Origin of the sequence: Rothia sp. LK2492 (genome assembly GCF_040946345.1) — a bacterium.
GTDB lineage: Bacteria > Actinomycetota > Actinomycetes > Actinomycetales > Micrococcaceae > Rothia > Rothia endophytica.
The window spans coordinates 49,344-73,873 of record NZ_JAYWLX010000011.1 but is presented as its reverse complement, the minus strand read 5'-3'; the positions used below and the strand labels follow the sequence as shown (position 1 = coordinate 73,873).

At 54.2% G+C, this 24,530-nt stretch carries 27 protein-coding genes and 2 pseudogenes; 15 read left to right on the top strand and 14 right to left on the bottom strand.

What is annotated here, in order from left to right; all coding sequences use genetic code 11:
* The first annotated feature begins 192 nt into the window (after positions 1 to 192).
* From VVR27_RS10840 to VVR27_RS10830, 3 genes are all read left to right on the top strand, one after another.
* Positions 193 to 1,857 (top strand): alpha-keto acid decarboxylase family protein, encoded by a 1,665-nt coding sequence (locus tag VVR27_RS10840; protein WP_368548366.1) that lies wholly within the window; start codon positions 193 to 195, stop codon positions 1,855 to 1,857.
* A 174-nt stretch (positions 1,858 to 2,031) separates the two neighbouring features.
* Complete coding sequence (locus VVR27_RS10835) at positions 2,032 to 2,553, top strand: flavin reductase family protein (protein WP_368548365.1); 522 nt, start codon at positions 2,032 to 2,034, stop codon at positions 2,551 to 2,553.
* A gap of 117 nt (positions 2,554 to 2,670) precedes the next feature.
* A complete protein-coding gene (locus VVR27_RS10830; RefSeq protein ID WP_368548364.1) occupies positions 2,671 to 3,900 on the top strand; it encodes an acetylornithine deacetylase in 1,230 nt (409 codons plus the stop codon).
* Between the two features lie 80 nt (positions 3,901 to 3,980).
* Here VVR27_RS10830 and VVR27_RS10825 read toward each other — a convergent pair whose 3' ends face one another.
* The 7 genes from VVR27_RS10825 to brnQ all read right to left on the bottom strand — a co-directional run bounded on the left by VVR27_RS10825 (position 3,981) and on the right by brnQ (position 10,373).
* A complete protein-coding gene (locus VVR27_RS10825; RefSeq protein WP_346871995.1) occupies positions 3,981 to 4,943 on the bottom strand; it encodes an MIP/aquaporin family protein in 963 nt (320 codons plus the stop codon).
* A 194-nt stretch (positions 4,944 to 5,137) separates the two neighbouring features.
* The gene (locus VVR27_RS10820; RefSeq protein ID WP_368548363.1) at positions 5,138 to 5,779 is read right to left on the bottom strand and encodes a VanZ family protein; all 642 of its coding nucleotides are present in this window, start codon (positions 5,777 to 5,779) and stop codon (positions 5,138 to 5,140) included.
* Positions 5,780 to 5,822: 43 nt separating this feature from the next.
* On the bottom strand, positions 5,823 to 6,311 hold the full coding sequence (locus VVR27_RS10815; RefSeq protein ID WP_368548380.1) for a VanZ family protein: 489 nt from the start codon (positions 6,309 to 6,311) through the stop codon (positions 5,823 to 5,825).
* A gap of 222 nt (positions 6,312 to 6,533) precedes the next feature.
* On the bottom strand, positions 6,534 to 6,920 hold the full coding sequence (locus VVR27_RS10810; protein WP_368548362.1) for a CrcB family protein: 387 nt from the start codon (positions 6,918 to 6,920) through the stop codon (positions 6,534 to 6,536).
* The gene (locus VVR27_RS10805; protein WP_368548361.1) at positions 6,917 to 7,342 is read right to left on the bottom strand and encodes a CrcB family protein; all 426 of its coding nucleotides are present in this window, start codon (positions 7,340 to 7,342) and stop codon (positions 6,917 to 6,919) included. Before VVR27_RS10805 ends, VVR27_RS10810 begins: the two co-directional genes overlap by 4 nt.
* 52 nt (positions 7,343 to 7,394) lie before the next feature.
* Positions 7,395 to 8,690 carry a carboxylesterase family protein gene (locus VVR27_RS10800; RefSeq protein ID WP_368548360.1) on the bottom strand — a complete coding sequence of 432 codons (1,296 nt, stop codon included), beginning with the start codon at positions 8,688 to 8,690 and terminating at the stop codon, positions 7,395 to 7,397.
* A gap of 333 nt (positions 8,691 to 9,023) precedes the next feature.
* Positions 9,024 to 10,373, bottom strand: a complete 1,350-nt coding sequence (gene brnQ, locus VVR27_RS10795) for a branched-chain amino acid transport system II carrier protein (protein ID WP_368548359.1) — start codon at positions 10,371 to 10,373, stop codon at positions 9,024 to 9,026.
* A gap of 154 nt (positions 10,374 to 10,527) precedes the next feature.
* Between brnQ and VVR27_RS10790 the strand changes: the two genes are divergently transcribed.
* The 7 genes and pseudogenes from VVR27_RS10790 to VVR27_RS10765 all read left to right on the top strand — a co-directional run bounded on the left by VVR27_RS10790 (position 10,528) and on the right by VVR27_RS10765 (position 15,407).
* Complete coding sequence (locus VVR27_RS10790; RefSeq protein WP_368548358.1) at positions 10,528 to 11,391, top strand: PRD domain-containing protein; 864 nt, start codon at positions 10,528 to 10,530, stop codon at positions 11,389 to 11,391.
* A 283-nt stretch (positions 11,392 to 11,674) separates the two neighbouring features.
* Positions 11,675 to 11,914: pseudogene (locus VVR27_RS11600) on the top strand (PTS sugar transporter subunit IIA); the annotation flags it as partial.
* A gap of 57 nt (positions 11,915 to 11,971) precedes the next feature.
* Positions 11,972 to 12,529 carry a PTS system mannose/fructose/N-acetylgalactosamine-transporter subunit IIB gene (locus VVR27_RS10785; protein WP_409349958.1) on the top strand — a complete coding sequence of 186 codons (558 nt, stop codon included), beginning with the start codon at positions 11,972 to 11,974 and terminating at the stop codon, positions 12,527 to 12,529.
* 10 nt (positions 12,530 to 12,539) lie between these two features.
* A complete protein-coding gene (locus VVR27_RS10780) occupies positions 12,540 to 12,920 on the top strand; it encodes a hypothetical protein (RefSeq protein ID WP_368548357.1) in 381 nt (126 codons plus the stop codon).
* A gap of 89 nt (positions 12,921 to 13,009) precedes the next feature.
* The gene (locus tag VVR27_RS10775; RefSeq protein ID WP_346872007.1) at positions 13,010 to 14,125 is read left to right on the top strand and encodes an LLM class flavin-dependent oxidoreductase; all 1,116 of its coding nucleotides are present in this window, start codon (positions 13,010 to 13,012) and stop codon (positions 14,123 to 14,125) included.
* A 10-nt stretch (positions 14,126 to 14,135) separates the two neighbouring features.
* Positions 14,136 to 14,777 (top strand): CE1759 family FMN reductase, encoded by a 642-nt coding sequence (locus tag VVR27_RS10770; RefSeq protein WP_368548356.1) that lies wholly within the window; start codon positions 14,136 to 14,138, stop codon positions 14,775 to 14,777.
* Between the two features lie 150 nt (positions 14,778 to 14,927).
* On the top strand, positions 14,928 to 15,407 hold the full coding sequence (locus VVR27_RS10765; RefSeq protein WP_368548355.1) for a MarR family winged helix-turn-helix transcriptional regulator: 480 nt from the start codon (positions 14,928 to 14,930) through the stop codon (positions 15,405 to 15,407).
* A gap of 35 nt (positions 15,408 to 15,442) precedes the next feature.
* On the opposite strand, the gene VVR27_RS10760 is transcribed toward VVR27_RS10765, so the two are convergent.
* The 3 genes from VVR27_RS10760 to VVR27_RS10750 all read right to left on the bottom strand — a co-directional run bounded on the left by VVR27_RS10760 (position 15,443) and on the right by VVR27_RS10750 (position 16,952).
* A complete protein-coding gene (locus tag VVR27_RS10760) occupies positions 15,443 to 15,673 on the bottom strand; it encodes a hypothetical protein (RefSeq protein ID WP_251380482.1) in 231 nt (76 codons plus the stop codon).
* Positions 15,674 to 15,691: 18 nt separating this feature from the next.
* A complete protein-coding gene (locus VVR27_RS10755; protein ID WP_368548354.1) occupies positions 15,692 to 16,060 on the bottom strand; it encodes a hypothetical protein in 369 nt (122 codons plus the stop codon).
* A 181-nt stretch (positions 16,061 to 16,241) separates the two neighbouring features.
* Positions 16,242 to 16,952, bottom strand: coding sequence for a hypothetical protein (locus tag VVR27_RS10750; RefSeq protein WP_368548353.1), 711 nt, complete (start codon positions 16,950 to 16,952; stop codon positions 16,242 to 16,244).
* On the opposite strand from VVR27_RS10750, the gene VVR27_RS10745 reads away from it, so the two are divergent.
* Both VVR27_RS10745 and VVR27_RS10740 read left to right on the top strand, forming a co-directional pair.
* A complete protein-coding gene (locus tag VVR27_RS10745; protein WP_368548352.1) occupies positions 16,927 to 17,550 on the top strand; it encodes a TetR/AcrR family transcriptional regulator in 624 nt (207 codons plus the stop codon). The two genes, VVR27_RS10750 and VVR27_RS10745, sit on opposite strands and share 26 nt — an antisense overlap.
* 55 nt (positions 17,551 to 17,605) lie before the next feature.
* Positions 17,606 to 18,979 (top strand): galactokinase, encoded by a 1,374-nt coding sequence (locus tag VVR27_RS10740; RefSeq protein ID WP_368548351.1) that lies wholly within the window; start codon positions 17,606 to 17,608, stop codon positions 18,977 to 18,979.
* Positions 18,980 to 19,007: 28 nt separating this feature from the next.
* Here VVR27_RS10740 and VVR27_RS11595 read toward each other — a convergent pair.
* Positions 19,008 to 20,813 (bottom strand): annotated as a pseudogene (locus VVR27_RS11595) (amino acid permease).
* Positions 20,814 to 21,280: 467 nt separating this feature from the next.
* Here VVR27_RS11595 and VVR27_RS10725 point away from each other — a divergent pair.
* From VVR27_RS10725 to VVR27_RS10715, 3 genes are all read left to right on the top strand, one after another.
* Entirely contained in the window at positions 21,281 to 21,445 is a 165-nt protein-coding gene (locus VVR27_RS10725; RefSeq protein ID WP_346872015.1) for a ribosome recycling factor, read from the top strand.
* 102 nt (positions 21,446 to 21,547) lie between these two features.
* Positions 21,548 to 21,745, top strand: a complete 198-nt coding sequence (locus VVR27_RS10720; RefSeq protein WP_251380488.1) for a CsbD family protein — start codon at positions 21,548 to 21,550, stop codon at positions 21,743 to 21,745.
* A gap of 154 nt (positions 21,746 to 21,899) precedes the next feature.
* Positions 21,900 to 22,205 (top strand): glutaredoxin domain-containing protein, encoded by a 306-nt coding sequence (locus tag VVR27_RS10715; RefSeq protein ID WP_368548348.1) that lies wholly within the window; start codon positions 21,900 to 21,902, stop codon positions 22,203 to 22,205.
* 81 nt (positions 22,206 to 22,286) lie between these two features.
* Here the strand turns inward: VVR27_RS10715 and VVR27_RS10710 are convergent, their stop codons facing one another.
* From VVR27_RS10710 to VVR27_RS10700, 3 genes are all read right to left on the bottom strand, one after another.
* Positions 22,287 to 22,790 (bottom strand): TspO/MBR family protein, encoded by a 504-nt coding sequence (locus tag VVR27_RS10710; protein ID WP_368548347.1) that lies wholly within the window; start codon positions 22,788 to 22,790, stop codon positions 22,287 to 22,289.
* A gap of 266 nt (positions 22,791 to 23,056) precedes the next feature.
* Entirely contained in the window at positions 23,057 to 23,833 is a 777-nt protein-coding gene (locus VVR27_RS10705; protein WP_368548346.1) for a rhomboid family intramembrane serine protease, read from the bottom strand.
* A gap of 94 nt (positions 23,834 to 23,927) precedes the next feature.
* Positions 23,928 to 24,461: a peptidylprolyl isomerase gene (locus VVR27_RS10700; protein WP_409349957.1), complete on the bottom strand. Its 534-nt coding sequence runs from the start codon at positions 24,459 to 24,461 to the stop codon at positions 23,928 to 23,930.
* Between the last annotated feature and the right edge of the window lie 69 nt (positions 24,462 to 24,530).

The window sequence follows — 24,530 nt, the reverse complement described above, 5'->3', positions numbered from 1 at the left end:
TACTTATCCCCTAGTTTAGTGCCAAACTTGCTGCACCCTACTTACTAAGAAGACCCCTCTCCCAATGACCTAGCACACAAAAGTTCTGCGTCGGTGACCAAACTCCCCCACGAGTACCCACCCTAAACTGGGTAGCAGATATTCTCGGCACCATCATGAGTCGAGCACGTACTATCACCACAGGAGTCAAAGATGACCTATACCGTTGGCAACTACATTCTTGATCGCCTAGCCGAGCTAGGCATCGATAAGGTTTTCGGTGTTCCCGGGGACTTCAACCTCTTCTTCCTCGACGATGTACTAGCCCACGAGAAGCTGGACTGGGTAGGTAACGCCAATGAGCTCAACGCTGGCTACGCTGCGGACGGCTACGCCCGCGTCAAGGGTCTGGGTGCGCTGGTGACCACCTACGGCGTAGGTGAACTATCCGCGATCAACGCAACCGCCGGTTCTTATGCCGAGAACGTTCCCGTTATCCATATTGTTGGTGCACCTGGCCTCTCGGCTCAGAACTCCCACCTGCGCATGCACCACACGTTGGGTGATGGCGACTTCAAGCACTTCATGCGCATGGCAGCCGAAGTTTCAGCAGCTACCGCGGCAATCCATCCGGCTACTGCGGCGTCCGACATCGACCGCGTACTGCGCAGCGCCGTGATTCACCGCAAGCCTGGCTACCTCATGCTGCCCGTGGATGTTTCCACGATGCCCGCCACCCCTCCGTCCGAACCGCTCAACGTCGACGTCAGAATCTCTGCCCCGGACATTGAGCAGGCCTTCCGGGAATCAGCCACCGAGTTCTTGCGCGGCAAGAAAGTCACGGTTCTTGCTGACATTATGGTCGAGCGCCTGAGTGCCGTGGACGAGGTGCGCAATCTGGTACGCGATACCAGTTTCCCTTTCGCCTCCCTGATGTGGGGTAAGGCTATTCTGGATGAAACTGAACCCAACTTTGCCGGTATCTACGTGGGTGGACTATCTGCTGAGCCTACCCGCAAGGTTGTTGAGGATGCTGAGGCACTGATCTGTGCTGGTGTTGAATTCACCGACACCACCACCGGTATCTACTCCCACACCATTGATTTCGGCCGGGTCATTAACATTTCAGCTGAGGATACCAGCATCGCTGGGCGCCACTTTGCCCCGCTGACTATGTCCCGCTCCCTAGAAATTCTGCGTGAAATTTCCCTAGAGCTGGCTCTTTCCGGCACCGATTTTACTGCCCCCAGCGACGAGGTGGCCCTACCCGCTATTGACGATGCCATCCTCACTCAGGATGCCCTGTGGAAAGTGCTGTCCTCTAATCTGGATGCTAAGAACACCGTGGTCGTCGATATGGGCACCTCCTTCTTTGGTATGGCAACCCAGAAGTTCCCGCAGGATTCGCGCTTTATCGGTATGCCCTTATGGGGTTCCATCGGCTATTCCATCCCTGCTCTGCTCGGCGCAGCGATGGCGGACATGGATTCCCGCGGCGTGCTCATGGTCGGCGACGGCTCAGCTCAGCTGACCATCCAGGAAATTGGCACCATCATCCGCGAGAAAATCAACCCGGTTATCTTCCTGATTAACAACGATGGCTACACCATTGAGCGTTCCATCCACGGCGTTGAAGCAGAATACAACGACATCACCACCTATGACTGGTCTAAGATTCCTGCGGCCTTCGGGGGCACCGACCAGAACACGGTTACCCTGCGTGCTACCACCGTACGCGAGTTCAACGAGGCCTGCCGTGTTGCGCGCGAAACCCGCGACAAGCTGATTTTCGTTGAGGTCGTCACTGCCCCCATGGATATGCCTGAGCTCCTGCTCAACTTCGGCGCCCAGGCAGCCGCCCTCAACAAGAAAAAGTAAGCGGCTCGTCCCCTAACTATTTTTTGTTAAAGGTCAGGGGCGTAACAGAGTCACAGTTCTACTCATTGGGTACGAAATCTGAGAAAGCATAGTGTTGCGGGCACCTTAAGTTTTAGGCTGGTCTATAAGTGCAGATGCGCTATAGAACCCTAAGCAGCCGCGTAAAGGAAAACTATGACCATAGAAATTACCCCCAACGAGAAGACATTCACCCAGATTTTCTGTGAGGCTTTTGGTGCTCAGGCAGCGGGTGTCGCTGTGATTACTGCCGAAGATGCGGACGGTCAGCCGGGAGGTCTCACCCTTTCCTCCCTGTCTTCGGTGTCAGCCGAACCCCCCATTGTCTCCTTTTCTTTCAAGGATCGCACCGGTAGCGCTGCCCGCATCATTAATGCCAGCTCTTTTCTGATCCACCTTATCGGTGCAGACAGTGTGGAGATTGCCCAGAAATTTGCGGTCAGCAAAGCAGATAAGTTTGGTGACGCCTCCACCTGGGATCGCCTGCCTACCGGGGAGCCTCTGCTGCACGGGGTTAACCGAGTCTTACGCGTGGTACCAACGGGTACTTTGGATGCTGGCCCAGCGGTGGTCTTTACGGCCGAGGTGGTAGATTTCATCCGCCACGACGCTAACTCGGCGCCTACCGTTTATCATGCCCGTCGCTTCCACCACCTGGGTGACCACTCAACACTGTGATTTGACCAGTAGATATGCCCACAGGTTCATATGATGAGCCTGTGGGCATCTTTTGATTAACCCCCTGCCCCGATAGGCTAGAAGAAAGCCTTACTGCACCATCGAAAGATAAAAACTATGACAGCCTTACCCGCGTCCCTCCCCTGGATTGAAAAGCTCATCCGTATTGATTCCATCAGCCAGACCAGCAACCTTCCTGCGATTGAGCTGATTGCTGCTGAGTTTGAGCGTTACGGTTACACTCCGCATCTGACCCACCGTGAAACCGGCGACCGCGCCAACCTCTTTGTCACGGTGCCCGCCTCAGATGGCAGCACGGACGGCGGAGTGGTGCTCTCTGGACACACGGATGTGGTGCCGGTTGAAGGTCAGGCTTGGACAATGACTGAACCCTTCACTCCCCTGGTGCAGGATGGGCGTCTATACGGCCGCGGTTCCTCTGATATGAAATCTTTTATTGGGGTAGCCCTTTGGTTACTGCCTCAGGTAGCCGAGGCGCAGTTGGCCCGTCCCCTGCATTTTGCCTTTAGTTTTGATGAGGAAATTGGGTGCGTAGGCGCTCCATCCATGATTAAGGATTTTGTAGGGCGCGGCATTAAACCGGAGTTCGCCGTCATTGGCGAGCCCTCCATGATGCAGGTCATTTCAGCCCACAAGGGGGCCCACCGCGGTCGAGTTACTTTTACCGGCATCGCCAAGCACGCCTCGCTTGCCCCGCAGGGGGTCAACGCCCTGGAGCCAGCAGCCCGCTTTATCACTTTCTTTGAGGAGCTCTCAGCTGGCTGGCGCGCTCACGGCCCCTTTGATGAGGGTTTTGTGGTGTCATCCTCCACCGGCGGGGTTAACTTTGCGCGCGGTGGCATTCAGTACAACATCGTGGGTGAACAGGTAACCCTGGAATATGACTTCCGCACCGTGCCCGCCATGACCACCGAAGAGGTAGTGCAGAAGCTGGATGGCTTTATTGAGGACGACCTTCTGCCCGCTCTCAAGGAACGCGTCCGTGATGCCGAGCAACTCAGCGGAGTAACAGAGGGCGACTATCAGCAACAGGTGGGTATCACCCACGAACTCCTGGCGGCCGTCCCCGCCCTGGGCACAGCAGATGATTCGCCCCTCATTCCCCTAGCTAATGGGTGGGCGGGCCGTCCCGGTTCAACCGAGGCGCAGAAGGTCACCTATGGCACCGAGGCGGGGCAGTTTCAACTCTTTGGTGGCGTGGACGCCGTGGTCTGCGGCCCCGGTGACATCGCCCAGGCACACACCCCTAACGAGTGGATTGAGCTAGCTCAGATTGAGGAGTGTGAGCGCTTCATGCTGCGACTGCTAGATTGGGCAAAAGGCTAAAAAGCCCCGGTCCATAAAAGTTCCGGCGTGCCCATCACACGATGGGCCCGCCGGAACTTTGTTGAACTACCTCTAAGGGGCTATTCCCAGAAGGCTGGTTTCTTGACCAGGGGAATTTTCCCGGTGGGGACGTAGGTGGCAGCAGCAGCTGCAGCAGTAGCTTCGGTATCTTCGGCAGTCGGGATGATTTGTGCTGACTTAGAGCGATACATATGGGTATTAGCCCACAACCCGAAAGCAAGAACACCTAGGACGAGCGCGATTGAGATGACCTGGAAGATGGAGAACTGACCGTCGTAGTAGAGCTTGAAGAAGGAGCCGCCCATCATGCCACCGGCGATGGGGGCACAAACGGGCACCCAGGCGTAGAACCAGCGGGAGCGGCCCTTGTCATGAATGGGTAGCAGAGCGTGCATGATGCGCGGGCCGAGGTCACGGGCGGGGTTAAGAGCGAACCCTGTCTGACCGCCCAGACCGATAACGAGCACGGTCACCATGAAGCCGAAAGCCAGAGGCTTGAGCACGTCGTTGAGGTCCAGGGCGAGGGCGGAACCCTCTAGAGTGGGAGTAAAGTTCACACCCACGTAGAGGGCTGAGAAGACCAGCAGGAAAGTGCCAATGATTTCCGAGAGGGCGTTGGTGAAGTAGTTGTGGATGGCGGGCACGGTGGCAAAAACACCGAGTTTGATCTTGTGGTCGGCGGTTGCTTTCCAGTGCGGCAGGTAATTGAGGAAGACCATGGTAGCGCCCGCCATAGCACCCAGCAGCTGAGAGATGATGTAGCCGGGCACCTTGGCCCATTCAAATTCACCGTAGGCTGCTAGGCCAATGCTGACGGCAGGGTTAAGATGGCCGCCGGAGTAGTGGTGGGAGGCGTAAACACCAAAGGCGACAGCGAAACCCCAGCCGAAGGCGATGGTGAAGAAGTTATCGCCGTGACCTTTGGAGCGGCGTAGTTCTACGGTGGCGATAACGCCGCAGCCGATGGTCACCATAATCATGGTTCCCAGGAATTCAGCGAGGTAGGGGCTGATGGTGTTCACAGTATCTCCGCTAGGTGCTGGCAGTCGCCTGCCTATATCTTTGAGTATCTGTGTTTAAGTGTGAAACTGTTGGCTTTGATGTGCAAGACTTAGGGCTTAAAGTGCCCTAACACTTATGCTTATTAGCGCAGTCACCCCTTAGGAATGTGACCCATCACCTATACAAAAGATCGGGATGCGAGACCAATCAGGGGTCACTTTTTTAAAACTCCGCTAGGGGCAACGCCCAGCAGCGCGAGCACATCACCCCTCATGCGGGCTCGGCGCTGCCACGTGGCCACCAGAGCCCACCCAAGGACAGCCCCCAGGGTGTTATTGAAGATATCTTCTGCATCAAAAGTGCGCACGGCGCAATCATAGAAACCCCAAAGCCCGGTCAACTGCGTTAGCTCAATCAACAAGCTGCACCCGAAAGCGGTATACAGCAGAGCAGTGAAGCTAAGCCCCCATCGCCACCTCGCAAGAACACCAAGGGGTACAAACAGGAGGACGTTGAGCAGCACCTGCACCACGTACATGGAGGTCAGGGCGTCCAACAACCCACCGTGATCTCTGAGGGCAAACTGCAGGCTCCACCCCAGGAAGAAGCGGGGATAGGTAGCCCCTACCGTGCAAACTAGCTCATCTCGAGCAGGTAGAGGCAAAAGGGTGTAAGCAATAACTCCAGCGGCATATAAGAGAACAACCGCGGTGAAGCCAGCTGTGCGGAAACTCAGGAAAGATCCCTGGCGGCGGTACCGCAGCAGTACAAAGGGCAGAGCAAGAAGGCTAAGCGCAGCCCACAGTATCACCATCTGCTGTAACACCGGGATTGAATAGTAAAAGTAGTACCGCATAAGCCCCTGACCTAAACCCTACGGCAAGAAAAATGTATCGAGATCACCGCTTCGCTCCCAAAATGGGCGTGAGCCTTTCCTCTCGACGGCGGGCAGTTACCCACGCCAAGGCAAGGGTGGCACCGAGCAGACCTCCCGCTGTATTGGTAATGAGGTCATCGACGTCGAAAATTCGATAAGCGCAGTCATACACACCCCAGATACCGGTTAGCTGGGTTAGCTCAATAGCAAGCGAAAGGCCAGCAGTAATCAGCGCTGACACTAGAAGAGACCGTTTAAAGACAGCGCGGGCTAGGAACCCTAGAGGCATAAAGAGCAAAACGTTGCAGACAATCTGTAGAAACTGAGAGCTCATGAGAATAGAGGTGAAACCCTGGCTAGATGACATATCGAGCACCTCTGCAAAGCTCTGGAAGGGGGTGGTGCGCAATGGATCTCGACTGCAGGTAAAGGGCTCTTGGTTTTTCAGGGGGAAAAGAGTGAAAACCATGATCCCAGCCGCGTAGATTGTGAGAGTAGCGCAAATGATCATCCAATAGATCCCCAGCCGCTCCCTAAAAAGTAGCTGAGCTATACCCAGAAGCGGTACCGTAATGGCACATAAGGCTAACCCCCAGACCATACTGTCATAACCAAAACCCAGCCATGAATTCATTACTACCCCGCCTATCTCACCGCGCAGGTCTGATTTTCCCACAGCTCTTTGGGAGGAGACAGGGAGAAAGCCACCAATACTCTAGGTGAGAGTCTCTTACTACGGCAAGAAAAGTAGCAGCCCTGCCCCAGCACAGAGGATGCAAATTAGGGCCTGTCCAACTAAAAGGATGAGTCGCCGCGCGGCGTCCTGTGCTCGTGCAGCTTCAATCATGGCGGTGGAGAAGGTGGTGTAACCCCCCAGGAAACCTAGGCCCAGCACCAGGGGGAGAGATTCAACGGGCCAGGGTGCACTACCGTTGGCATGGGTTGAGGTGTAGATTCCTATCAGCCCAGTCAGCAATCCCAGAGCAAATGAACCGGTGGCATTAATGAAAAATGTTGCTATCGGCATATTCACTTTTAAGCGGGCAGAAATTAGGCGGTCCATGTTAAAGCGGAGCGTTGCTCCCGTGCCACCCGCCAGGAAAACAAGAAGAGCAATCATGCCCGAGCACCCACCTTCTGGCCCACACGTAGACCCGCCATAGCAAACAGTAGACCTCCAGCCAGAGAAAGGGTTAAGTAGCTACAAGCTAGAACCCACCGCTGATCAAGGAAGAGCTGAACGCCGTCTAGAGCAAAGGTCGAGTAAGTAGTAAAACCTCCCAGTAGGCCTGTACCCAGAGACAGGCGTAGCGAACGCCGCCGTGCTGTCTCTGGCCCTCGGGCCGCCAGGTAGGCAAGCAGTAACCCCAACAAGAAGGCCCCAAGGGTGTTGATAAGTAGGGTGGGCAGCAAGAAGAGGTAGTGCTGCGGAAGGGGCCCCGATATGAGATGTGGAGCTACCAAGGAAACGGTGTAACGCAGGCAGGCACCTACACCGCCGCCAACAAAAACAGCGAAGGAGTCACGGGTAAAAGAGCTCACCTGCCCAGTGTACTGCGGCCCTACGTTCATAGCGACCCAGTAGCTTCAAATGTTATCCCAGCTTAATGCGAGCCTGGGGCGCTAGCTCCTGGAGAAGGTTGCCGCTGCGGGCAAACTCAGCCCAAATAGCCCTCAACGCAGCTCCCTGGTGCTCTAGTTCGTCGCCATTGAGACCCGCTAGCAGGTTGTCTCCTTGCCAGGCCGGGTTGGCAAAGAGAAGTCCCAACTCGGTGCAGTGGGCTCCTGATAAGTGATTCAGTGGATGCCCGGTCCGTAAAAGGTAGGTCGTTGCTTTGCCACCTGTAGACCGGTGGCGGTGCGCAAAATGTTCTGCCGGTTTGCGATAGATATCTTGCGTGCCTCGCGCTACCAGTGCCTCATACACTTGACGCGCCACCTTACCTAGAGCCGAAGGGGGCTTGGGTAAAAAGTAGGCAGATTCCCGGTGGTTATGACCCACCAGTATTTCTATCTGCGGGGCAACACCCGCCCAGGAGTCATCCTGCCTGCCAAATGTCGGCAGAGGGAAGTGACTGTACTGGGTGCCAAAAGGCATCATTGCCGGGTAAAGGCCGAAGCGTAGGGGGTTGGCAAGTACAAGTTTCCACCCCAATGCTCCCACTTGCTCTGCCGGTGTTTCGAGGGTGACGCGTGAAGTTTTGCGTAGGAGGTGGGCCGACAGTTTTTGTTTATGGTTGACCAGATCTAGCGGGGCGCTTTGGCAGATGACCCGCTGAAAAAGAGTTTCTTCTGCCACCCCTTCACTAATCATGAGTTGGGTGCAGAGATCACCCCCGGCGCTCTGTCCAAAAATAGTGATATTGGTGGGGTCACCGCCGAAAGCCGCAATGTTTTTCTTAATCCACCGCAGTGCCTCTATGGCGTCGAGTAGACCCAGATTGGCGGGGCGCTCTTCACTGCCACCCAGGAACCCCAACACCCCCAAGCGGTAGGTCACGCTGACCACCACCACATTTTCATCAAGTACCAGGCGTGTGGGGAGATAACGGGCGCCATCCCCACTTCCTACCACATAGGAGCCGCCGTGAAAATAGACCATTACGGGCAGGTTCTCACCCTGGGGGGCATGAGGAGGGAAGGAGACCGATAGGTTTTGGCAGTCCTCACTGACCAGCACGTTTTGGCGAATATCAGCACCGACGCCGCGGATTTTTTGAGGCGCTGCGGGAGACGGTGAGGTGGCCAGGTAGGGGCTGCCAAAGTCTGAGAGAGCCACAGGTTTCGGGCGGCTAAAGCGAGCAGCGCGGGCATACGGTATGCCCGTAGCTCTGCCCAGTCCGTTCTGAATATAACCCCGCAAGGTTCCGGCGGGCGCGGTGATGAGCATGAATCCCCTGGTAGAAGGTAGAAGAAATAATTAGAAATCAGTCTATAAATATTTAGAGTGGCGGCAAGTAACTCTATGGTTTACCCCGTTAACAGCGTAGAGTAAAGTGCAAGGTAGGCCCGCTATAGTTTATTTTTGAAAAACTCTAGGCGGGCTAGCAAAAAAATTTTTATGTTTGAGGAAGCCGCCTTATTGGGCACTTCTTATAAACGGGCCCGTGTTGATGGTTGTGGTTCCCTTCAACACGGGTCTTTCTTTTTAATGCATAGGGGCGCTCTCTGATGTATCAGAGAGCGCCCCTATTAGCTCGGTTAGCTGAATACAGCGATAAGTCTATGCAGCCTGCGGTGTTCGTGTGCGGGAGTGGTGAGCAAAGTCGATGACGGCTCCTACTAGCGCTGCCGCAATCGTGGGGATGAACCAACCCAGGTCATATCCGTGGCCGGGCACCCAACTGATGAGAGGCTCGATGACTGAGCTGCCCCACCCTTGAGCGTTCATGGTCATCAGCAGGGCCCAAATAACGGAAATGATCAGCGCAAAGCGGTGGGTGAGATTCATCCAGGGCGCCCTGAGAACGGCTTCTATCAGGGTCAGTACCACCAGAGTCAAAGCTGGGGGGTAGAGGGTGGTGATGATGGGAATAGCGAAGCTCATGAGGCTTTCTAGACCAAAGGACGCCAGCAAAAAGGCAATGAAGGTAAAGAAGCATGCCCAGGTGCGGTAGGAAAGAGCGGGGAGCAGCTTATTGAAGAAGGCTGAGGTAGCGCCAATGAGACCTACAGAGGTGGTGAGGCAGGCCAGCAAGACGATAAGGCCGAAGACAACGGCTCCGGGGCGTCCCATGACCTGCAGGGCAGCGTCGGACAGCAGGGCCGCGCCGCCCTTGTACCCCTGGCCGTTATTAATGTGCTGGCCAATGAGGCCTAGCCCGATGTAGACCAACGCCAACAGGGCGCCAGCGATAACACCTGAGATGGTGACGCCGCGCAGTAGCTCCCCACGGGCGGTGATGCCCTTATCGCGCAGGGCTGCAATAACGATGATGCCAAAGGCAAGGCCCGCCAGGGAGTCCATGGTCATGTAACCGTTGACAAAGCCGGCAGCGAAGGCACCTGAGGTGTAGCCCTCGACGGGTGCTGTTGCGGGGGCTGTGAGTTGAACGAGACTGAGAATCACCAAAAGGGCCAGCAGAATCACGAGTGCCGGGGTGAGGTATTTGCCCAGGCTATCGACGATGCCGGTTTGGTTGAGTGCCAGGATAAGTGAGACCCCAAAGAAAACGGCAGAAAAGATAAGGGTAGGCAGCATACCGCTGACATTGAAGTTTGATTCAACGGCCATAGCGTAGCTGACGGTTGCCGTGCGGGGTAGGGCGTAGAGGGCGCCAATTGAGAGGTAGACCAGAGCAGGGAAGATCAATCCAAAGATACGTCCACCGCGGTTAGCAAGATCTTGCAAGTCGCGGCCGGTGACGGCGAGCGCCACGACGGTCAGGATGGGCACTAGCACACCGGTGATGACAAACCCGGCGATGGCGGGGGCGAAAGCGGTGCCGGCTTCTGCGCCTAACATGGCGGGAAAGATAAGGTTGCCCGCTCCAAAGAACATCGAGAACAGCATGAGCGCTGTGATCACGATAGTTGTCATCGGTGATTTCTTGGGGGTGGGGTTTGAGTTCATGATCTACTTTGTTGGTTGATGGGTGATAACCGGTAGCGTGGCCAAGGGCTTAGTTTACTCTCTTAGACAGGTGGAGTTTGGGGTCAGGCTTGCTTTCAACCAGTAGACTATGAGGGATATTCACTGTTTTTTAGGGCTGGGCGGGAGGCACGCGTTGCGAATTTCACGTATTTATAACAACAATGTGGCGCTAGCTCAGACCTTTAGCGGTGAGCAGATGGTGGTTATTGGGCGCGGTCTTGCGTTTGGTAAGCGACGGGGGGATCTGGTAGATCCTACGCTGGTGGAGCAGACCTTTGTGCCCGAGGCTGGTACCCCTGATGAGAAGCTTTCCTGGTCTTTGGCTGAGATTCCGTCGCAGATTTTGGGTGTAGCCACTGACTTAGAGTCGCTGGTGAAGTCTGAGGGGATTACCATTTCCCACTCCTTCATCATGCCCCTGGCGGATCACCTGAATTATGCGGTGGTGAGAGCTCGTGAAGGCATTGTGGTTGATTACCCTCTGGCGGTCGAGGTGGCCCAGCTTTACCCTCAAGAGGTACGATTTGGACGCCGCGCACTTGAACTGGTGCGAGAACGTTTGGGGGTAGATCTTCCCGCTAACGAGGCGATTCCTTTGGCGATGCACCTGGTGAACTCGCAGTTTGCTACGGAGGACATGAGCGGGACTTACCGTATGACCGAGATTTTCTCGCAGATTTTTGGGGTTATCTCCACCGGTTTTGGTCAGCCCGTTGATCAGTCTTCAATGAGTGCAGCCCGGTTTGTGACTCACCTGCGCTACCTGTTTGTGCGGGCAGCCAAGGGGGTTGATAGCGAGGCTGAGCCCAGCGTTCCCCTTCTTTTGGAGACACTAAAAACGGCTCACCCGCAGGCTTTTGCATGTGCTCGTAAGGTCTTGTTGATTCTTGAGATCCATCTGGAGCAGCAACTGACCGATGATGAGCTGACCTACCTGACCATTCACATTGCCCGTTTGGCTAAGGATCAGTACGGTTTTTCCTCTCGTGTGAGCTGAACCATTGATATTGTGCTCCCTCTGAGGGGTGAAATGCCTGCTATTCATTTGACACATCTAGGCATTTTTCCCGCCGTAAAGTCTAGTCAGAGCCACTTTGGTGCCACATCTCGCGCCCTAAGATGTGCTTAGGTGTAGTCAATACACCTACACACTCATTAGAAATTTTGCGAGAGGACCAGTTATGGTCTCCATCATCGTAGCGGCGCACGGTTCAGCGGCACCCGAGCTGTTAGCAACTGCCCGCATGATTCTCGGCCCCTTCAAATAGGTAACCCCGGTAGAGTTTTTACCCGGCCAAGGCCCTGACGATTTAATAGCCGAATACCAAAAAATTGCTGACACCTATCCACCCAGCGAACCCCTCCTCCTGCTGGTTGATCTCTTCGGGGGTAGCCCTTTCAACGCCGGAGCTCGTTTTGCCGCTGAGCGCCCCGACACCGATGTGGTGTCGGGGGTCAACATTCCCATGCTGATTGAGGTTATTAGCAGTAAAAGCAGGAAATCTGCCACGTTAGAGTCTTTGGTAAAGAAAGCTGAATCTGCTGGCACCAAGGGAATCCGTAGTTTCCAGGCTGCCATGAACCCTCCAACAAGTGCAGCTGAGGAGCCTAAAGCTGCTGCTCCGGAGACCCCACCTGCTGCACTTGTAGCTCCCGGTGCTGCACCTGCGGCCGGTGGAACTATGAATATCGCCCTACTTCGTATCGATTCCCGTCTCATTCACGGGCAGGTCGCCGGGAGCTGGAGCAACTTCATTTCGCCCCAGACTCTCATTGCGGCGTCCGACGCCGCAGCGCATGATAACCTCCGCAAAACACTCTTATTACAGGTAGCTCCCTCTCACATCAAAACGAATGTTCTTGATATCGCCAAGACCGGGCGGGTGTACAACAACCCCAAGTACGCTGGGATGAAAACCATGATTGTGGTGGAGTCCCCCGCTGATGCTCTCGCCCTCGTTGACGCCGGTGTCAGCGTCAAAGAAATCAACGTAGGTGGGGTGACCTACAAGGATGGCATGAAACAGGTATCTGAGGCTGTCTACACATCAGACGCTGATATTGAGGCCTACAAAGAGCTGGATCGCCGGGGTATCACCCTCACCATCATCCCAGAGCCCACGCCCCAGCTTTAAGGAAACTTTTGTGAAGGTTGGGCAGCGAACCCTCGATAAAGACAGGCAGGAAGAGGGGGTCTACATTGTTTCTGTAGCTCCCATCGTGAGCGGCCTAATGGTACTTGCTGCGCTGCTCTACACCGTGACGCAGGGATGGGGAACCCTGGTGGCTCTGGTCTGCGCCCTGGTGGCCCTCTGGGGGCGCTGGGTGCTACAGCGACAAGCAACCAAGGATTTCACTGAAATGCGCGCGTCCCAGCGCGAATACAAGCTAACCGGTCAGCCAGAATACCCGGAGTTTGTGCGCTTGCGGGCGCAACAAATGTTGCGAGACAACAAGGCTCTGACGAGGGCTGCACGCCACGAAGTGCAGGGCCTCTTGGCGTGGGCTAAGGCTCAGGAGATATAGGTGCCACCCATGACCCAAATACTTTACAAAGAAAGTATTTGAGTGTAGATTGAAGTCATAAGAACCAGGGCTTCACGAAAGGTAGCACCATGCAGTTCGGCATCTTCACCGTCACCGACATCACCACAGACCCCACCACCGGCAAAACCCCCAGTGAATACGAGCGCCAGCAGGCCATCGTCCAGATTGCCAAAAAGGCGGAAGAAGTGGGCCTGGATGTCTTTGCTATGGGTCAGCACCACAACCCACCTTTCATCGCCTCATCCCCCACCACCACCCTGGCCTACATCGCAGCCCAGACCGAGCGTATCCAGCTCTCCACCTCCACCACACTGATTACTACCACTGACCCGGTGCGTATCGCGGAAGATTATGGCACCCTGCAACACCTTACAGACGGCCGCATGGATCTCATGATGGGCCGCGGCAACACCGGCCCCGTTTACCCCTGGTTCGGCAAAGATATTCGCCAGGGCGTCAATCTGGCGATCGAAAACTACGCGCTACTGCGCCGCCTGTGGACGGAAGAGGTCGTGAACTGGAAGGGCAACTTCCGCACACCATTGAATTCCTTTACAGCGACCCCGCAGCCCCTGGATAAAACTGCCCCCTTTGTGTGGCACGGCTCCATCCGCACCCCCGAAATCGCCGAACAGGCAGCCTACTATGGTGACGGCTTCTTCCATAACAACATCTTCTGGAACAAGGAACACACCACTCAGATGGTAAGTCTCTACCGCGAGCGCTTTGAACACTACGGGCACGGTAAAGCCGACCAAGCGATTGTTGGCCTGGGCGGTCAGGTTTTCATGAGCAAGAATTCTCAGGACGCCGTACGCAAGTTCCGCCCCTATTTCGATAACGCACCGGTCTATGGTGGGGGCCCTAGCCTTGAAGATTTCACCGCACAGACCCCGCTGACCGTGGGTTCACCGCAGGAGGTCATCGAAAAGACCCTGAGCTTCCGCGACTATGCCGGGGACTACCAGCGTCAGCTCTTCCTCATGGACCATGCAGGTCTTCCCCTCACAGAGGTTCTACACCAGCTGGATCTCTTGGGTGAAGAAGTGGTGCCGGTGTTACGTCAAGAGTTTGAGAAAATGCGCCCGGCGCACGTCCCATCAACCGCACCCCTGCACCCTCGCTACGCCGCCAAACTCGAAGAGATGAAGCAGGCCAACAGCGCAGCTACTGTGACTCGGTAGGAGCAACGCCATGAGAACAGCACACATTATTGTCGTCACCGCCGGCTTGAGTGAACCATCAACCACGGCCTTACTCGGCGAACAGTTGCACCAAGCAACAGCAGGAGCACTCAACCGAGCAGGGATAGACGCCCGGTTTACGATCATCTCACTGCGCTCTCTTGCCAAAGACATTACCCATCACTATCTCACCGGCTTCCCTGCGGAACCGCTTGATGCAGCACTTAAGGCAGTACATGAGGCTGACGCAATTATCGCGGTCACCCCAGTTTTCAAAGCGAGCTATTCAGGGCTCTTCAAATCTTTCTGGGATCTGGTTGAAGATGAAAGCCTGGCAGGTAAACCCGTTTTATTGGCAGCCACCGGGGGCACAGCTCGACACCCCTTGGTGATTGACAGTGCCATGCGCCCCCTCTTTTCTTATCTGAAGGCGCTCGTATCGCCCTCAGGAGTCTTCGCATCAACCGATGATTTTGGTGCCGATACAGCGCTTACTTCTCGAATTCAAGGTGCGGCAGCAGAGTTTAGTCAGCTATTAGCGTGGACGCTGGGAGGAGCAAAACTATCCCAGCAGAACCCAGCTCAAACACGCCCGGGCACTTTAGAGGTAACCCCTTTTGAAGAGCTCTTGAGGTTAAATGCTGCACGCTAAATTCTTCCTAATCCTCATATCTTTATCTTAATATTTCAGATAAATTTTAAAATATTACTTAAAAAGAGATAATCTTTTTTACAAAGAGACCTACGATACATTCTCTATTCCGGGGTTCGATACAGATAGGTCATAGGAAAAGGGATTCTTATGAGTGCATCCTACGGCACCCAAAATTTCACCAAAGAACAAGAAGAGCTATGGACGGTATGCACTAATGCCTTCGCCGCACTAAATGCCCATCTTGATCGCACTCTCCGCGCTAATGCGGGGATAAAGCTTACGGATTTTCTTATTCTTTCCGCATTGGTAGGCTCAGGAAAGGGCCCCCCCGCCGCCGTTCGCATGGGTGAGTTGGCGCAGAAAACCAATGTTTCACCCTCACGTCTTACCTATCAGATTGAGGTCCTACTGCGCCACAAGTGGGTGAGAAAAGAGCCTGTAGAAAGTGATCGGCGCGGTAAAGGAATTATCATCACAGATACCGGCCTGGCCGTATACGAAAAGGCTCACCGCATCTATGCTCATGAAGTACGTGAAACCGCGCTAACTGAAATTGAGGACAGCTCCTGGGCGCACTTTACTGACTTTTTCAATAATATTTTGGAGAGAATCTCGCACAAACAATAGGTGTGAACAGATCCCTCTAAAATCTCGTGAGACAACTAGTTATTGGTCTGTTTCTGGCCAGCCTTGGGTATAGTGCCCACGCGCTGTGCTTTATAGAGCTGTTCCCTATTGGCCAACACAACCAGGGCCATCGAGTTAAGAGCCAGACCTACAATGAAGATAATCCAACCCACAATCATGAGAGCAGTTCCGCTAAGAATAGCCCCTACGATAAGTGCGGCAACTGATACAAGGTAGGCGGGAGAGAGAAGGAAGCGGGTATCCATATATTCTTCTTCTTTCTTTTAGCGCACGCGGGGTCGGGGTGAGGGGGAGCGGAAGATGCGCTGGTCGCCCTCTTTAGGGGATGACTCCTGAGCTTCACTGTCAACAATGTGCTGAGCTTCGGTGTCAGGTTCAGGTTCGGCAGTTTCAGTCTCTACATACTCATGCTGTGTTGAATATGCCTCACCGGTGAGGGCAGCAGGAAGCGGACCACCTTTAAGTCGCTGAACCATAATCAAGGTAGAGAAGGCATTCAGCCCCACTCCAGCAAAGAGTAGAAGCCAGCCAAGTACCGAAACAAGAGTTGAGCTAGCGCCAATCATGAGGGCACCGAGCACAACTGATGCCAGTGAGGTGAAGTAGGCGGGCGAAAGTTCTTTGGGATCCATGCTTCCTTAAGGTTTCTTCAAATATTCTTTTCCAAGAATATTACTGGTCTGTCACGGTTTGTGAGCACTTACCCATGGTAGGTGAAAAATCTGCAAATTTCTTGAGAGCACCCTGTCATCGACGATTTAAGGCTGACTGGCTCCTCACTGGATGGCCACACTTCGAGACACACCGCTCATTTCAGGAGCAGCCACCACTTCCGCAGGCGCAGTTTCCGCCGCACCCACCTCTGCCCTGATCAGATGTATTAATGACCAGCTCTGCTAACTCTGCAGCATTAGCGATTCCTCGTCCTTCAAGATCCGCTACGTATTCAGATACAAGATCTCGACCAGCGGATCCGTCTACCACCACACCGGCATCCCTGATGAGCTTAAGATCCTCAAAAATTGCTTGTGGTTGGTCGGTTGAAAATTCACTGAGTAGCATGGAATCAATCATGTGCACCGCAAGCGGTTGCAAAGAACGCAAGGTTGAGGTTCGGCTGGTACCAAGGCGTAAGCTCTTTACCGGTGATGCTAGGCGGAAAGCAGCCAGCACTCTGAGAGCTTCCATGGGAAGGTGCGGTGCCTGCCCCTGCACAAACTCCACGGCAGTGCGCTGCACCTCGGAGTCAGATGCGACGCCCATGATGGTTTCGGTTAGTTCATCAGCATTGATGGGTGCATTTATCTCCACCAGCACAGATGCAGGTTTGACCATGTTTTCAGAACCCAGCAAATTGCCCGCTTCTAAGCTGTTTTGAAAAAACAATCTGCGTTGCTCGGCAGCAAATTCAACGAGAGCGAAGGTAGCCGCAGGGCTTGCGGTCAGAATGCCGTGGATGTCCTCAGCCGTGGCGTTACCGCCTGCGCGCACTTTAGTGGTGAAATCTGAAAAATTGAAAGCCATAGGTCAAATCTACTCCTGCACCGCTCAACTTAAAACCGGTAAGTGGGCGAAGACGCAAAGAATAGGCAACAATAAGAGGGTGCCCTTAAACCGTGACCGAATTCTTAATACCGCTTTTACCCTGCTGAACCAGTATGGTCTTGCGGATCTCTCTATGCGACGCCTAGCTACCGAGTTGGGCGTGGCTCCAGGGGCGCTTTACTACCATGTGAAGAATAAACAGGAGTTGCTCGCTTCCCTTGCTTCGCGCATCCTTAACGATGTTCCTTTCCCTGCCGAGCAGGGGGAGATAGATAGAATTTTCGCTGATGTATACAGTCATCTGATTCCCGTCAAAGAAGCTGCAGAAGTGGTCAGACTGGCGCTAGCCCTAGACCCTAATCAGCTACAGTTTTTAGATCATCTGACGGCCTACCTCACCCATCCCACCGGTTCTCAACAAGCCCCTTTAGCGGCACTTACTCTGGTACATGTGGCGCTGGGTTTCATCGAACAGGATCAGACCCGCTATTTGTTGGGCAATTCTCCTCCCCCTACTGAAGCCCCTCTCCCCTATCGGGAGGCTATCAGGGCAGTATTCACGGGGTTTTTGAAATAACCTCACACGGCAGTAGGTTATACAAGAGGTTTACCCACGGAAGAAAAGAGCACCCTTGACTATTAGCGCTGAACCCCACTGGGCTACTCTGCCAGATCATGCCGCAGAGGTAGAAACAGTGCGCGCCGCCTTCATCGATAAATACGGGGTTGAACCCGATGGCGTGTGGTCAGCTCCGGGGCGCTTGAACCTCCTGGGTGAATACATCGACTTTTTGGGTGGTTCTTGCATGCCCATGCCCCTGCCCTATCGCACCTATGTGGCGGGTAGGATGCGCACGGACGGGGTGCTCCGCGCATCCTCGGTGCAAATGCCGGGGGACGACCGCACGGTGGTGGTGCGTGAAATTCAACCGGGTACCTTCAAAGGGTGGTTTACCTACGTAGCCGGTGTCGCCTGGGCTATGAATCATGAGGGCGGGCGAGATATTGCTCTTCCACTCAATTTTGGTGCCGACCTTCTCATTAACTCCAAGGTGCCGGTAGGCGGCGGTCTCTCATCGTCAGCGGCCCTGGAATGTTCAACTGCCCTCGCTCTCCTTGATCTTTCCTGCCCCTTACGCGCGGGGTGCTCGGCAACAGACGCACTACCTTCTGACCTCAGTCCCACCAATGATGCCCTGCGAGCCCGCCTGGCACAGGTCTGCATTACGGCTGAGAATGTAGTAGCAGGAGCTCGCACGGGCGGTCTTGACCAGACGGCATCCCTCCGATCTCAGCGGGGTAAAGCCCTGGTGATTGACTTCAGAGATTTTTCTATTGAAGCGGTCGAAGCCGATGTAGATCGGGCTCACTTGAGCTGGCTCGTCATCAATACCAACACCCCCCATAAACTAGCGGGCGGTGAGTTTGCGGCTCGACGGGCAGCCAATGAAGCTGCCGCGGCAGGCATGGGCCTTGATTACCTCCGCAACGCCCTGCCCGCTGACCTTTCGTGCGCGGGGCTCAGTGAGCAGCAGGCCAAGAAGTGGCGCCTGGATTTGGTGGATTCAACGGTTAACCGTGCCCTCGCAGCCCTCGATGAGTCAGCCGATAAACCAGTCTTTCCACGCGGCTGGTTGCGCCACACCTTACACGATATGACGCTAGTTGAACGCGCCGCTTATCTCCTCAAAAATACCGAGCTCTTGGGCGCCACCGCATGGGAAGAACTGGGGCGTCTTTTTACCGAATCATTTGTATCTATGCGTGATGAGCTATGTGTCTCACGTCGAGAAATCGATATAGCTGTGGACACCTGCCTAGCAGCGGGTGCGCTAGGTGCCCGCATCGTCGGGGGTGGTTTTGGCGGAGCGGTCATGGCATTGATTGACAGCGATAAGCTACAGCATGCGGCCGAAAGAGTTGCCCTCGCCTATGCGCAGCAGGGCTTTGCTGACCCTGAGTTCCTCCCTATGGTGGCAGGCCAAGCAGCGAACAGGGATCTCTAAGTCACACAGAAGTCCCTGTTTCACCCATCTAAGAAACATGGACTACGGGCCGGTGCTGCAAGGTCTTTTCTGCCCGTCGAAGTACCTCGTGGACCGTCGATACGATTTGTCCCTGCCCAAAGAGTACGAAGGCAATGTAGTTTTTGAGGGGTGAACCGGCCGCCCAGTCCAGGTAGATATGCGGCACTTGCCCGGTTATATCTCGCAGGGCAAGAGAAAGGGCTGCAATGCTGTTAGCCACCGAAGATCCAGAAGCACTGAGCACCTGATACCCACCTTCATCTAGACCATGCACCATGAGTTCTGAGCTGAAGTTGCTGGGGTCCTCCACAGCAATTTCAACGAATATGATGCGGGCATCAGCCTCTAGGTGATGAGCCCAACGCTCCCTGGATAGTTTTTCCCGGTAGTCAGCGGCATTGAAATTATCGGGCAGATGAGCGATCAAGTGCAGAGGTTTGGAGCTGCACGCTAGTAGAGCCAGCGCCAACGGGTCAAAGTTTACGCTGTCGATTCGCAACTCATAGGAGCGCAGTGCCCGGGAGAGAAGCGAGAGAGAAACAACTCCGCCAATAAAGAAAAGGGAGATACGTAAGCCATCGGGTCGTTCAAAGATATTAGCAATGGTGGTGTAACCAAAGATAAGAGTGGCCGAGAGGTAGTAGAGAAAGGCTGCCCTTTGACGGCGTTTTTTAGCGGAAAGAGTGACCGCTACGGCAGCACTGGTCATAAGCACTAAAACACCGGTGGCGTAAGCGCCGCCCTGAGCTTCAACATCCGCCTCGAAAATAAGGGTGACGAAGACGCAGACAGCGCTAAAAACGAGAACCAGGGGGCGTGAGGCACGCGTCCATTCTGGTGCCATGCCGTAGCGCGGCAGATATCGAGGGACGAGGTTGAGCAGCCCCGCCATAGCGGAAGCCCCAGCAAACCAGAGGATAAGAATGGTTGAAATGTCATAGGCTGTGCCCCACCCTTCACCCAGAAGGTCGTGCGCCAGGTAGGCAAGCGCCCGACCGTTGGCATCTCCACCCTCTTTAAATTCCTCCTGAGGGATAAGAAGGGTGGTAGCGAAAGATGAACATATCAAGAGCACACTCATGGTCAGGGCGGCTGTTGTGAGAAGCTATTTTGCGCCGCGTATCCTGAGGTCATCTTGGTCACTTTCTGAGTATTTTTTGCTACCGATTTGGGGCATAACCACCACACCGGTTTCAAAGCCTGAAAGTCCCAAGGCAATCTTGGGGAAGATCAGAACCACGAGCGCCAGAGCTAGCCAGGGGTTACCATTTTGCGCAGTGAGCGCGTACCACCAATTACCGGTGATATGAGGAGTATGCAGTATTTCTATGAAGCTAGCACCGATCACCAGAAGATTGAGAAGAATAAAGATAGCTACCAGCACCACAGCGACGTTAATGGTTTCGTTGAATCCCCGCAGAAAGACGGCCGTGAGTAGGGCTAGTAAGCCAAGGGTCCGTACCATGTGGTGACCGCCCAGCACAGGAGCCACCAGCGGGTTAGCTTCCAGGTGCGCAGCAGCGTCAGCAGCAGAGAGTGTAATGGTGATGACGAAGTCGGTGATGGTGAACCCGAGCAGGATGAGCACAAATATTTTGGCGTTCCACTTTGAGAGGAGGCGCTCGAGAAGATGGATGGAACCGGCACCCCGAGGGCTCTCTTGAGCAATGCGGCGATAGATGGGTAAGGCAGCTAGCAGAGTAACAGCAACCAGTATGAGGGTAGCTAGTGGTGCAAGCAGTCCCGCGGCGAGAGCGGCGAGGGCCGGCTGATAACCAAGAGTAGAGAAGTAATCTACACCCGATAGACACATAACCTTCCACCAGGGATGACCATGATGGGTGTTATTTCTACCGTGCGGACCCTGAATTTCAGCGGTAAGTTCAGGGGAATCATGCATCAGCCAACGGGATGCACGTGCTTGTGCGTGCTGAACCAAAGGGTGAGGTGTCGGCTCGGGGTCACTGTTGTGAGAGCGAGTCGAGATTTTGTGCAAAAGGGCAGGCACGAGAGGCTCCTAACCACTCATAAATCTCATAGGCGGTTCAATGGAGCCGTCTGAAGAAATAGTGTACGCCTGTAAATGTCTAGCTGGGGAGTAGTTCCTTTTTCTTCACCGTGTTTTCTTTAGCTTTCCTTCGAATATGCTGGGGTTTGCCCTAGATTTTGCTATCTTTTCGAGATTGATAGTTTATTTAAATACATTTCTTGCGTAGGCTTAGTATCAACGGTGAACCTTCGAGTGAACCGTCCACATTTCCTGTAGAAAGGGGTAGAACCATGGGTTTCGATCTCAATAACGCCGTCAATGACAACGTTGACAAGGCCAAGGATACCGTCAATGATAAGGCTGGCAAGGAGGTCGTCAACGACGATCACGCGCAGCAGGCTAAAGACACCGTTAACGACGCAGCCGGCAAGCTCGGCGAGCGCTTCGGTAAGTAAAAAATTTCAGGTTTTTACAGTGCAGGGCCAATCATCTAGGCAATAGATTATTGGGTTCTGCTTTATCCCCACTCTCTGAGTGGGACAGAAGGGAGCTACCTCATGGCTGAAGATAACAAGATTGAAAATGGTGCAGAGAATTTGGCTGGTAAGGCTAAAGAATTCGGCGGTAAGGTTACCGGCGATAGCCACCTTGAAGCTGAAGGTAAGACCGATCAGGTCAAGGCCGGCATCAAAGATAAGGTCGAGGATATCAAGGGTGCCGTTTCAGGCGTAACTGATTCCCTCAAGAAGGACTAAGTTTGTTCCTTGGGCGGGAGGTAACTGTTGATAGTTACCTCCCGTTTTTTGTGCCAGCACCCAAGTATCACTGTAGATAGGGCTGGGAATAACATTGATGGGGCAGATGTTCAGTAGAGTATTATCACCCATGGCGTAGCAAGGAGTACATCCCATGAACCGTGAAGTAAGCACCCACACTGAGGCTGAAGAATTTGTAGCGAAGGGCGGGGTAGCAATCTATTGGCGCCCTGGTTGCCCTTTCTGCCAGCGCTTAAATGATGGTCTGGGAGAGGTAGGGGACCGTGCTCTGTGGGTCAATATTTGGGAAGACGCCGACGCTGAGGCTTATGTAAAGAGTGTTAATAACGGAAATGCAGTGGTCCCTACTGTGCGCACCTCTGATGAAGCTTTTGTTGCCTCGGCCTTTTCCGCTCCGAAGTCTGTCTCTGCTCTCATTGAATCTTCTTCGATTAAATAGATTTCAGAGGAACCCCTCATAGATCTGCAGGGAGGGCTCTGGATTAACTAACCAGAGCCCTCCCATGAAAAATATTACTTCTTAGTTATGTAGTGCCATATATAGGTTAAGGGTGCTGGCGTATGCAACCCAGAGACCATAGGGCACAAAGAGCCAGGCAGCTATTTTGCTCACGGAGGCAAAAACCTTAATGCTTACCATAACGGTGAGCAGTAGCAGATAGATAACCACTAAAGCCACCCATAGACCCGCTACACCGTAGGTGGGATAGGTGCCAAAAAAGAGCGGGCTCCAAACAGCATTGAGAATCAGCTGGATGCCGTAGAGAATAAAGGCTCGTCGTCTCTGGTGCGTAACTGTAGAGCGCCAGAGCAACCATCCCGCTGCACCGATCATCACGTATAGCAGAGTCCATACGGGGCCGAACACCGCGTTAGGTGGCGTCCAGGGTGCCTGATCCGCTGAGGCATACCAACCATCGACCTGATCTCCCGTGAGAAAACTACCGGTAAAACCAATTGCTAGAGGAACTGCAATGAAAAGCAGCAAAGCAATACCATTGCCAAGCCAGTTAACTTTCTTCATGATGTAATGTCCTTTATTTGATGGGGGATACTGTTCGGAAGTTACGCTGCACTTTCCCACCAGGAGGGCTGAAAACTTGAAATTACATTTTCTACACACCCTGTTCCTGGCAGTTATCCACAGGTGGGGATAAAATTGGGGAAATCTCTTACACCAGTGTAATTTACTGCAATTTAAAGCCGAGCTGGCACTATCCACAGTCTGTTAACACTGTTGAAATTACACTCCTGTAGTTATTAACAGCTGTGGATAGATCCTGTGGATATCTATTTACGTTTTCGAGGTTCGGGCAATCCGCTCAGTAGGGTAGCTACGATAGCGCCCGTTACCAACCCTCCCAGATGTGCCTCCCAGGAAACTCCGGGGAACATAAGCCCATAAACAAAGTTGATCGCCACCAGCACCATAATTCCGCTGGTACTCTGTCTGCGAGCGCGTGCCAGTGCAAAGAAGGCTCCAAAGAGACCAAATACCCCACCGGATGCACCCAGGACACTGGTGGTCATGTCCCCGTAATCGCCCCAGAAGCGGGCGATAACATGCACGGCAGCTGATCCTCCCAGGATTGAGAGCAGGTAGGTCGATAGGAATTTCCAACGTCCAAGAATTGGTTCTAGCGCCTGCCCAAAAAGGTAAAGGGAGAACATGTTGAGCGGTAGGTGGGAGAGGTTACCCAGCGAATGCAGGAAGCCGGAGGTTAGAGCTCGGTACCACTCCCCCGAATATTCAACCCAGGCAGGGTTGTAAAGCCCAAAGGTGGAGACGCTGGGGAAAACCCACTGGAGAGCCCACACCAGCACGTTAAGAGCAATGAGAGCGTAGGTCACCACCGGTTTGCTACGGGTTGTACGGCTGGCGGGCTGGGCGGCGCGCACCTGTTGCCTACAGTCCACGCACATCATGCCCACTTCTAAGGGTATCTGGCATTTTCCGCAGGCCAGTCTGCCGCAGCGCCCGCACCGTACGTAGGTTACCTGGTCCGGGTGGCGTGGGCAGACCGATTGCTGATTGTTGTTATAGCCGTAGCTGGCGGGCTCGCTCACTGGCGTCCTTTCTTGCAGCCTTGCCGCGGGTATAAAGTAAGTGCCCGACCCGATAAATCGGGCGGGCACTTACGTGATAAAGATTTTCTAACGCTTAGAGTTCTTCGATGTCGATTGAGGAGAGAACGACGTCCTCAACGGGGCGGTCCATAGCACCGGTTGATACGCCTTCAATAGCGTCAACGACCTTCTTGGAATCCTCATCAACAACTTCACCGAAGATGGTGTGGCGGCCGTTGAGCCAGGGGGTTTCAACGGTGGTGATGAAGAACTGTGAGCCGTTGGTGCCGGGGCCAGCGTTTGCCATGGCCAGTAGGTAGGGCTTGTTAAAGCTCAGTTCGGGGTGGATTTCGTCCTTGAACTGGTAGCCGGGGCCGCCGATGCCCTGGCCCAGGGGGTCGCCGCCCTGAATCATGAAGTCGCGAATAATGCGGTGGAAAACGACGTCCTTGTAGAGGGGACCGTTCTCTACTTCACCGGTGCGGGGGTGGCGCCATTCCTGGGTACCATCGGAGAGACCGATGAAGTTCTTGACGGTCAGCGGCGCGTGGTTACCGAAAAGGTTAACAACGATGTCGCCGTGGTTGGTGTGAAGTGTTGCTTTAGCAGTTGCAGTCATGTTCCCCATTCTGTCATGCCATCCTCAACAGATGCTAGATATAGACTGCGCTTTTGCACTCAGCGAAAGATATGTAGG